The 7,536-nt window shown below is 68.1% G+C and carries 5 protein-coding genes and 1 pseudogene; 2 read left to right on the top strand and 4 right to left on the bottom strand.

Going from position 1 to position 7,536, the window contains the following annotated elements; genetic code table 11:
* On the bottom strand, positions 1–819 hold an 819-nt coding region (gene xylA, locus QZX79_RS04340; RefSeq protein WP_294565192.1), incomplete at its 3' end, for a xylose isomerase.
* A gap of 148 nt (positions 820–967) precedes the next feature.
* A complete protein-coding gene (locus QZX79_RS04335; RefSeq protein ID WP_294565190.1) occupies positions 968–1,993 on the bottom strand; it encodes a LacI family DNA-binding transcriptional regulator in 1,026 nt (341 codons plus the stop codon).
* Between the two features lie 174 nt (positions 1,994–2,167).
* On the opposite strand from QZX79_RS04335, the gene QZX79_RS04330 reads away from it, so the two are divergent.
* The gene (locus QZX79_RS04330) at positions 2,168–3,307 is read left to right on the top strand and encodes an endo-1,4-beta-xylanase (RefSeq protein WP_294565188.1); all 1,140 of its coding nucleotides are present in this window, start codon (positions 2,168–2,170) and stop codon (positions 3,305–3,307) included.
* A 130-nt stretch (positions 3,308–3,437) separates the two neighbouring features.
* On the top strand, positions 3,438–6,017 hold the full coding sequence (locus tag QZX79_RS04325; protein ID WP_294565185.1) for an endo-1,4-beta-xylanase: 2,580 nt from the start codon (positions 3,438–3,440) through the stop codon (positions 6,015–6,017).
* 125 nt (positions 6,018–6,142) lie between these two features.
* On the opposite strand, the gene purM is transcribed toward QZX79_RS04325, so the two are convergent.
* Together purM and QZX79_RS04315 are read right to left on the bottom strand one after the other, a co-directional pair.
* Positions 6,143–7,261 carry a phosphoribosylformylglycinamidine cyclo-ligase gene (gene purM / locus QZX79_RS04320; RefSeq protein WP_294565182.1) on the bottom strand — a complete coding sequence of 373 codons (1,119 nt, stop codon included), beginning with the start codon at positions 7,259–7,261 and terminating at the stop codon, positions 6,143–6,145.
* Positions 7,258–7,536: pseudogene (locus QZX79_RS04315) on the bottom strand (amidophosphoribosyltransferase); the annotation flags it as partial. The pseudogene QZX79_RS04315 and the gene purM, both read right to left, overlap by 4 nt.

The following is a 7,536-nucleotide window of genomic DNA, read 5'->3' as shown; positions in this document are numbered from 1 at the left end:
ATCAACAAGGGAGAAGGCGTTCTGCAGGTCGCCGTGGCCGAAGACAAGGTCCTGATCGAACTTGATGCTGCGCTGGCCGTTGAGGTCGATGTGGAACAGCTTGCCCTGGTACAGCGCCTGGGCGATGCCGTGGGTGAAGTTCAGCCCGGCCATCTGCTCGTGGCCCGTTTCCGGGTTGATGCCCACGAGCTCGGGACGCTCCAGCGTCTCGATGAAGGCCATTGCGTGGCCCAGGGTGGGGAGGAGGATGTCGCCGCGCGGCTCATTGGGCTTGGGCTCGATGGCGAAGCGGATGTCGTAGCCCTTGTCCGTGACGTAGTCGCCGAGCAGGTTCACGGCCTCACGGTAGCGCTCAAGCGCACCGCGGATGTCCTTGGCGGCGTCGTACTCGCTGCCTTCGCGCCCGCCCCACATGACGAACGTCTTGGCGCCGAGTTCGGCGGCGAGGTCGATGTTGTCCAGTACCTTGCGCAGAGCGAAGCGGCGGACGCCGCGGTCATTGCTGGTGAAGCCCCCGTCCTTAAAGACGGGGTGGCTGAACAGGTTGGTCGTGACCATGGGGACGATCAGGCCGGTGGCTTCGAGGGCGGCCTTGAGCCGATCGATCTGCGCCCGGCGCTCGCCGGCGCTTGAGCCGAAGGGGAAGAGATCGTCGTCGTGGAAGGTGATGCCGTACGCGCCGAGGTCGCTGAGCTGTTTGACGGCTTCCACAACGTCGAGCGGCGGCCGGGTCGCGGATCCGAACTGGTCCTGGGCTTCCCAGCCCACCGTCCAGAGTCCGAAGGAGAATTTGTCATCGCGGGTGGGCTCGATCGCCATTGAGTGCTCCAGGGGGTGTGACCAATATGTTGTCGTTATAAACATATTAGGTTTACGCCAGGAGTCAAGCGATTTTTACGGGATGCGTCCGTCGGTGCGCCGCCAGCGCACGGGAACAGCAGTGGGCCGCGGGGTTGGCGGCCCCGGCTCAGGTGCCCACTGCCCGGACGCTTGATCTGGAGATAAGCCGTGTGGACATCTCTATGCGCGGACTTTCCACCGCCTCGCCGCGGATCAGCCGCACCAGCGTCCGCGCCGCCAGTGATCCCATGTCCGACAGGGGCTGGCGGACCGTCGTCAGAGGCGGTGAGGCCCAGCCGGCCTCGGGGAGGTCGTCGAAGCCCACGACACTGAGGTCGTCGGGGATGCGCAGGCCTCTCTGCCGGGCGGCCTCATAGACGCCAAGCGCCATCTGGTCGCTTGCGGCAAAAATTGCTGTCGGCGGCGCGGCGGACGCGAGGAGCTCCGTCCCGGCGGCGAAGCCGGAGGAATAGTCGAAATCTCCCTCGATGACCAGTGCCGGATCGAAGATGATTCCGGCGGCGTCGAGTCCGGCGCGGTAGCCGTCAAGGCGCGCCCGGCTGCACCACAGTCCGGGCCTGCCGGCCACGAAACCGATGCGGCGGTGGTTCTGCTGAATGAGGTGCTCGGTTGCGGTGACCGCTCCGGTCCAGTTGGTCGCGCCGATGGTGGGGACCTCAAGATCGGGGACGCCGGCGGGATCGACCACGACGGCGGGCAGGTTGAGGCGCTGCAGCTCGGCATGAAGGAACGAGTCGAGGTCCGTGGTGACGAGGACGGCTCCGTCGCTCGCCCGGCCGTCCAGGGTGTCGAGCCATCTGCGCGTCGAGTCGGCGTTTCCGCGCCGGTGGATGGCGGAAACCACCATCGACATGCCCTCCGCGTTCAGGGCCTCCTCGACGCCGCGGATGATCTCGACCGCCCACGGGCTGTCGAGGTCATTGAACACCAGGTCCACCAGGCCCGACGGTGCCGGAGGTGCCGCACCGCGCCGCCGGTAGCCGTACTCGCGCAGCAGGGTCTCCACGCGCTCGCGGGTCGCGGGGGCGACGTCGGACCGTCCATTGAGAACGCGGGACACCGTGGGGACCGATACCCCCGCCACCGAGGCGATGGCCGAGATGGTCACCGCCGGTTGTGCGTTGTCCTGCACGTTTTCCTCCTTCGGACGGCCCGGCAGAAGGGTGCCCGTGACAACAATCTGCGCCGCACCCTTGACCTTTCCGGGGCGGTGTTCCTAACCTACAGCAACGGCATTTCCGGAAAGTTCCGGAAGTTTGCGTCGATGTTTCGACCGCCGTTCCCCGGACATCTCAAAGGAGAGCTCATGAAGGTCCATTCGTCCCTCGCCGCCGCAGTCCTCGCCTCAGCGATGCTTCTTCCCGCTGCGGCCCCGGCGCTCGGCGCCCAGCACCCGGCGCAGCAGCCCCCAGGACTCGAGAAGCAGGACACCCTGCGCTGGGTTGCACCTCAGGACCTGAAAATCGGAACCGCCGTCGCGGGCGGCGGCCACCACGAGACGCAGCCCTACCCGGACCCGTTCACCTCCGATCAGGAATACCGGCAGCGCCTCGCCGCCGAATTCAGTTCCGTCTCGCCCGAAAACCAGCTCAAGTGGGAATTCGTCCACCCGGCACGCGACACCTACCGGTTCACGGAGATGGACGCGATTGTCGAATTCGCGCAGCAGAACAAGCAGGTGGTGCGCGGCCACACCCTGTTCTGGCACAGCCAGAACCCGGCCTGGCTTGAGGAAGGCAACTTCTCCAAGGACGAGCTGCGGGCCATCCTCAAGGACCACATCCAGACCGTGGTGGGCCGGTACGCGGGAAAGATCCAGCAGTGGGACGTGGCCAACGAAATCTTCAACGAGAACGGGACGCTGCGCACCACTGACAACATCTGGATCCGGGAGCTTGGTCCGGAAATCATCGCCGATGCCTTCCGCTGGACCCATGAGGCGGACCCGAAGGCCAAACTCTTCTTTAACGATTACGGGGTCGAGGGCATCAACGCCAAGAGCAACGCGTACCTCAAGCTCATCCCGCAGCTGCAGGCGCAGGGGGTCCCCGTTGACGGGTTCGCCATCCAGGGCCACCTCAGCACGCGCTACGGCTTCCCGGGGGACCTCCAGGCCAACCTTCAGCGCTTCGACGACCTCGGCCTCGAAACGGCAATCACCGAGATCGACGTGCGCATGGACGTCGCGGCGGGCACCGCTCCCACCGCGGCCCAGCTCGAAAAGCAGGCGGGCTACTACCAGCGGGCTCTCGAAGCCTGCGTGGCGGTGGAGGAGTGCAACTCCTTCACCATCTGGGGCTTCACCGACAAGTACTCCTGGGTGCCCGTGTTCTTCTCCGGCGAGGGAGAAGCAACGGTGATGTGGAACGACTACACCCGGAAGCCCGCCTACTCCGCCCTGCGGGAGACCCTCGAGCAGGCCTCGCCCGGGCGCGGCAACCGCTAGGAACACCCCGCCGGCGCTTCAACGGCAGGCGGAACGGCATCAGCAGTAATTCAGCAGCGCATGCGGCCGCGGACAGCCCGCGGCCGCATGCCCGTGCCAGCGCGGTGCGGGCTCTTAAACAGGGAGAAACATGAGACGAGGACGACTGATGGCGGGTGCGACGGCGTTCGGCCTGCTCGCCGGGGCGGGGGCGCTGGTGCTGCCGGCGGCCTCGGCCGAGGAACCGGCCGTGCTGCTGAACGAGGACTTCGAGGACGGTGGCTTCAGCGAACTCACGCAGAACGGCGGACCGGCGCTGTCGGTCATCGAGGCCGACGGCGACAAGGTCCTGCTCGTGCAGGGGAGGACGAACGACTATGACGGAGTGAAGACGCCCGCCCACCTGCTCCGGCCCGGTGGAACCTACACCTTCTCGGCGCAGGTGAGGCTTGCAGCCGCCGCCGGCACGACCACGTCGGCGCGCTTCGTCGTCGAACCCGCCTACAACTGGGTGGGAAACACACAGGTGTCCGCGGACGCCTGGACCACCGTAACCGGCACCTTCACCGCCCCCGCCGGGGCCGACCCCGCCACCCTGCGCGTCTACCTCGGTACCGGGGACCTGGGCGCGCCGTACGATTACCTGGTGGACGACGTCGTCATCACCGGCACGGCCGGACCGGCCGATGACACCTGGCGGCCCACACCTGATGCCTCATTTGTTCCCGGCGGCGCCGCGGATCCGACCCCGGTACCGCTTGCGGCGGCCCGTGGCACAGGCAATACCGCGGCCCTCACCTTCGACGATGGTCCGAACCCCGGCGAAACGGACGCGGTCCTCGACCTCCTGCGGGAGAAGGGCATCACCGCGACCTTCTGCGTCATCGGACAGAACATCCAGGCGCCGGGCGGTGCCGACCTGCTGCGGCGGATCATCGCCGAGGGGCACACGCTGTGCAACCACGGCACCTCCTACGCGGACATGGGGTCATGGACCCGGGCGCAGGTGGAAGCCGACCTCAAGGCCAACCTGCGCATCATCCGGGAGGCGGCAGGCAATCCGTCCGAGCAGGTCCCGTACTTCCGCGCGCCGAACGGCAGCTGGGGTGCCACCGGCGAGGTAGCCGCGGCGCTGGGCATGCAGCCCCTGGGACTCGGCAACGTGATCTTCGACTGGGACGGCAACGACCTCAGCGAGGCCACCCTGACTTCGAACCTCCGCGCGGCCTTCGCCCCCGGCGCTGTGGTCCTTGCGCACGACGGCGGCGGGGACCGCACCAACACGGTCAAGGCCGTTCGAACGGTCATCACGGAAAAGCTTGCCGAGGGCTGGGCGTTTTCCCTCCCGCGCGGCGGCGCCGCTGCCGGGCCCGCCAACGTTCCGGGGCTGAAGGACGTTCTCGGCGGCCAGGGCATTGAGCACGTCGGGGTGGCGATCGACGCACGGGAAACCACGGGCCCGGCGGCCGACCTCGTACGCAGGCACTTCAACGCCTTCACCCCCGAGAACGCAGGCAAGCCGGAAAGTGTGCAACCGGTCGAAGGCCGGTTCACCTTCACCCAGCTGGACCGGCTGCTTGACTTCGCAGACGCCAACGACGTGCAGGTCTACGGCCACGTGCTCGCCTGGCATTCCCAGACCCCGGCCTGGTTCTTCAAGGACGGCACACGCGACCTCACCAACAGCCCGGCGGACCAGGCGCTCCTCAAGGCGCGCATGGAAGCCCACATCAAGGGCATCGCCGACCACATCAACGCCCGGTACCCGAACGGGAACAGCCCCATCTGGGCCTGGGACGTGGTCAACGAGACGATCGCCGACGGCGAGACGGCCAATCCCCACGACATGCGGGACAGCCGCTGGTTTCAGGTCCTTGGCGAGGGCTTCGTCGATGAGGCCTTCCGGCTGGCCGACCGGTACTTCCCGGGGGCCGCACTGTTCATCAATGACTACAACACGGAGATGCCCTCCAAGCGGGAGGACTACCTCGAGCTGATCCGCGCCCTCGAGGCCCGCGGCGTTCCGATCGACGGTGTGGGCCACCAGGCCCACGTCGACGTCGCACGGCCGGTGCAGTGGCTCGAAGACTCGATCCGGGCGGTGGAGGCAGTCAACCCGGAGCTGCTGCAGGCGGTCACCGAGCTCGACGTCAACGCGTCAACAGAGAATGCGGGAGCAGATGTGAGCGGCGCGCCGGCCGACCCCTACAGCCCGGCGTTCGAGAACGATGAGGACGCGGCGGCGGAAGTCGGCTACTACTACAGGGACCTGTTCGCCATGCTGCGCGAGCACCACTCGGCAATCGACTCGGTGACCTTCTGGGGCATCAGCAACGCCCGTACCTGGCTTCGGACCTGGCCGATGCCGCGGCCGTGGGAGCAGCCCCTGCCGTTCGACGAGAACCTGCAGGTGATGCCGGCCTACTGGGGGATCGTGGATCCTGCCCGGCTGCCGGCCCGGCCCGCGGACGTGCTTCCGCCGCGGATCGCCGACCAGCCGGACGTGGAAGTCACCTCGAACGGGGCCAGCGGCGCCAAGGTCGAGTACCCGCTGCCGTCTGCCATCGACACGCTCGACGGCGAAGTGCCGCTGGCCTGCGCGCCGGCGCGGGGCAGCCGCTTCCCGGTCGGGATCACGCGGGTCACCTGCACAGCGACGGACGAAGCGGGCAATACGCGCACCAGCACCTTCGACATCGTCGTCACGCGGAAGCGGGCCGACAGGTCCTGAGCGTTCGGCGGGAACTGGAGTTCGGCGGGCGCTGGAGTTTGCGGGCCCTGTAGTTCGGCGGGCGATGTACAAAAGGAGCCCCTTCTCTAAAGAGAAGGGGCTCCTTTTGGTGCGTTGGAGTCCGCTCAGGCGTAGGAGCCCACCAGCCGGACGGCTCCGCCGTCGACGCCCTTGGCGCCCTGCACGTAGTCCGGTCCGTCCGTCGCGGCCGATCCGGCGGCTGAACCCACGGTGCCCATGGCCCAGGCGGGGACGCCGCGCTCGGCGAGGCGCGCCAGGGCGGCGTCGGCTCCCTCGGCCCCAACGATTGCGACCATGCCCACGCCCAGGTTCAGGGTGCGCTCCAGATCGGGCAGTGGCACGTTGCCGAGTTCGGACACAAGGGTGAAGATGGGCGGCAGCGCCCAGGTGGAGCGGTCCACCGTGGCCTCCATGCCGCGGGGGAGGACCCGGGCGAGGTTCGCCGCGAGCCCGCCGCCGGTCACGTGGCTGAACCCGTGCACTGCGGCGCCGGCGTAGCGGGCGAGGTCGAGGCAGTCGGCGGCATAGATGCGCGTCGGCTCGAGCAGTTCCTCGCCCAGCGTGCGGCCCAGTTCGGAGACCTGGCGGTCAAGGGCCCACCCGGCGGAGTTGATGACGCGGCGCACCAGGGAGTAGCCGTTGGAGTGAAGGCCCGAGGCGGCCATGCCGATGACGACGTCGCCCTCCCGCACGCGGTCCGGTCCAAGCAGCCCGTCGGCCTCGACGACACCGGTGGCTGCGCCGGCGACATCGTACTCGTGCTCCCCGAGCAGGCCGGGGTGCTCGGCGGTCTCCCCGCCCACCAGGGCGGTTCCGGCGACCGAGCAGGCGGCGGCGATGCCGCGGACGATGGCGGCGATGCGCTCGGGCACCACCTTTCCACAGGCGATGTAGTCGGTCATGTAGAGCGGCTCGGCGCCGACCACCACGATGTCGTCGACGACCATGCCGACCAGGTCGAAGCCAATCGTGTCGTGGACGTCCATGGCCTGGGCGATGGCGACCTTGGTGCCGACGCCGTCGGTGGAGGTCGCCAGCAGCGGCCGACGGTAGGTCAGCAGCTTGGACACGTCGTACAGGCCGGCGAAGCCGCCGACGCCCCCGATCACCTCGGCGCCGTGGGTGGCCTTCACCGCGCCCTTCATCAGCTCGACGGCGCGGTCACCGGCCTCGACGTCCACTCCTGCACTTGCGTAGGTGATGGGATTGGGGGAGGGGGTCATACCCGTTCTTTCCTGTCTGCGTCGGTGAGTACAGCTTCGAATTCGGTGTCCGGCCCGGGCTCGCACCCGTCGGCGTCATCGGCCGGGTTGCGCTCCAGGAGGTTCTTGCCCAGGCGGTCGGCGGCGGGGAGTTCGATGGGGTAGCTGCCGGTGAAGCAGGCCGTGCACAGCCGTTCGCGGGGCTGCTGGGTGGCGGCGATCATGCCGTCCTCGGAGATGTAGGCGAGGCTGTCGGCGCCGATCGACTTGCTGATCTCCTCGACCGCGGCGGCCCT

Origin of the sequence: uncultured Arthrobacter sp. (genome assembly GCF_902805515.1) — a bacterium.
GTDB lineage: Bacteria > Actinomycetota > Actinomycetes > Actinomycetales > Micrococcaceae > Arthrobacter_D.
The sequence above is the reverse complement of the archived record's forward strand: the minus strand, read 5'-3'. Positions and strand labels throughout refer to the sequence as shown.